Consider the following 2562-nt stretch of genomic DNA (forward strand, 5'->3'; position numbering starts at 1 on the left):
CTGTCGGAGGACGAGCGCCCGGCGCAGCTGCGACCCGTTCCCGCCCCCGACGCCGACTTCACGCGCCGTACCGTCGAGATACCGATGCGCGACGGCGTGACGCTTCACACGGTCATCCTCATCCCCAATGGCGCGAAGGACGCGGGCATCCTGCTGACCCGCACCCCCTATGATGCGGAGGGGCTGACCCGCCATGCCGACAGCGGGCGGATGGCCAGCGTGCTGCAAGGGTATGACAATGCCGCCGACGTGATCGCGGCGGGCGGCTATATCCGCGTGGTGCAGGACGTGCGGGGCAAATACGGCTCGGGCGGCACGTACATGATGAACCGCGCGCTCGCCGGATCGATCGCCAATCCCACGGCGGTCGATCACGCCACCGACACGTACGACACGATCGACTGGCTGGTGAAGAACCTGCCGCAGTCGAACGGGCGCGTGGGGATGATCGGCATCAGTTACGACGGCTTCACGACGCTGATGGGTCTGGTGAACGCCCATCCCGCGCTGAAGGTCGCGGTCCCGATGAACCCGATGGTCGACGGCTGGCGCGGCGACGACTGGTTCCACAACGGCGCCTTCCGCCTCAACAGCCTGCCCTATTTCTTCAATCAGGAGGCATCGCGCGACGGCAGCGCGAAATGGCAATCCTCCACCTATGACGAATATGACGTGCAGATGCGTGCCGGCTCGGCGGGTCGGCTGGCGCTAGCGCACGGACTGGACCAGGTCGGCTTCTGGTGGAAGGTCGCCTCGCACCCGGCCTACGACAGCTTCTGGCACGATCAGGCGATGGACGAGGTGCTGGCGCTGCGCGGGTCCGACGTGCCGACCATGCTGGTCCACAGCCTGTGGGATCAGGAGGATATCTACGGCGCGATGGCGGTCTATCGCGCGCTGCGGACGAAACCGGCGATGCACGGCAAGCTGTTCCTGTCGATCGGGCCGTGGTTCCACGGGCAGGCGATCGGCGAAGGCAGCCGGCTCGGCGCGATCGACTGGGACGCCGACACCGCCAAGCAATGGCGCCGCGACGTGCTGGCCCCGTTCCTGGCGCATTACCTGAAGGATGCGGCGATGGACGTCGCGCCCGTCACCGCCTTCCAGAGCGGGACCAACCGCTGGCAACGGCTCGCCGCATGGCCCATCGAGGAAGGGCGCACGCGGCTGTACCTGCGTCCGGGTATGACGCTGGGCTTCGATGCCGCGCCGGGGAAGGACGTCGCCGATTACGTCTCCGACCCCACCGTGCCGGTCACCTATCAACCGCGCCCGGTCCCCGCGCTCGGCTATGGCGACAACAATCCGTGGCCGACGTGGCTGACCGGGGACCAGCGCGCGGTGTCGGGGCGCCCGACGTCCTCACCTTCACCGGCCCGGTCCTGACGCAGCCGCTGGCGATCGCGGGCGCGCCGGTCGTCCACCTCACCGCCGCGACCACCGGCACCGACAGCGACTGGGTGGTCAAGCTGATCGACGTCTATCCCGACGAAGTCCCCGAAAAGCCCGCGATGGGCGGCTATCAGCTGGCGGTGGCGATGGACATCTTCCGCGGCCGCTACCGTGAATCGCTGGCACAGCCGCGCGCGATCACGCCGGGCCGCGCGCTGCCCTATACGTTCGCTCTGCCGACCGCGAACCACGTCTTCCTGCCCGGCCACCGCATCATGGTGCAGGTCCAGTCCAGCTGGTTCCCGCTGTACGACCGCAACCCGCAGACGTTCGTGCCGAACATCTTCTTCGCCCGCCCCGGCGACTATCGGAAGGCGACGCAAAGCGTCACCATCGCCGGCGCGCAGGCCAGCTACATCAGCCTGCCGGTGGCGCCGGACTAACCTACCGTAGAATTGAGGCGTTTCGTTTCCGGAACATTTTTTCTTTTGTTTTCTGTATTTTAGCCTTTGGTAGAAACGCCGGCTGGCGCGCATTTCGTGGTTACGTCCGGTTAACCGCGCTGCGCTTTTTCGCTCGTGCACGACAATCCCGTCGTCCGGACGAATGCCTTGCGGTTCTCCTTCCCCCTCCCCCTGGCCGTCTCGGGCGCGCTTGTCGTGTCGCCCGCGGCGCGTGCGCAAACCGCCACGCCCGCGGGCACCGTCATCACCAACGTCGCGCGGCTGAACGTCGCCGCGCCGGACGGCAGCACGGCGCCCCCCATCGTCAGCAACAGCGTGTCGCTCACCCTGGCGCAGCTGGTCGACGTGGCCGTCACCGCCGCGCTGGCGTCGCAGCCGGTCGTTCCCGATGCCGCGGTGGCGGTCGCCTTCGACGTCACCAACACCGGAAATGCCGACGACGACTTCGCGCTGTCGGTCGCGGTCGATGCCGCGCGCGCCACCTACATCGGCATCTCCGCCGACGGCGCGGACGGCGCCGCGCTCGCCCCCCCGGCCGTGCGGCTGCGCGCGGGTGAGCGGCGGCGGGTCCACGTCCTGCTCGGCCCGGTCGCGGCGGGCGATCCGCTGCCGGTGCGCCTTGGCGCCGTCGCGCAAAGCGCCAGTGGCACGCCCGGTGCGGTAAGGCCCGGGGCCGGGCCGAGCAGGACGTGGACCCGCCGCCGCT

General features: G+C 68.9%; 2 protein-coding genes and 1 pseudogene. All 3 read left to right on the top strand.

The window, feature by feature from the left end:
• A partial coding sequence (locus AX685_RS03970; protein ID WP_066485661.1) for a CocE/NonD family hydrolase occupies positions 1-1386 on the top strand: 1386 nt, incomplete at its 5' end.
• Positions 1308-1835: a CocE/NonD family hydrolase gene (locus AX685_RS23325; protein ID WP_269450456.1), complete on the top strand. Its 528-nt coding sequence runs from the start codon at positions 1308-1310 to the stop codon at positions 1833-1835. The genes AX685_RS03970 and AX685_RS23325, both read left to right, overlap by 79 nt.
• Before the next feature lie 216 nt (positions 1836-2051).
• A pseudogene (locus tag AX685_RS03980) lies at positions 2052-2562 on the top strand (hypothetical protein); the annotation flags it as partial.

The sequence above is a fragment of the Sphingomonas sp. CCH9-F2 genome (assembly GCF_001556735.1).
GTDB lineage: Bacteria > Pseudomonadota > Alphaproteobacteria > Sphingomonadales > Sphingomonadaceae > Sphingomonas > Sphingomonas ginsenosidimutans.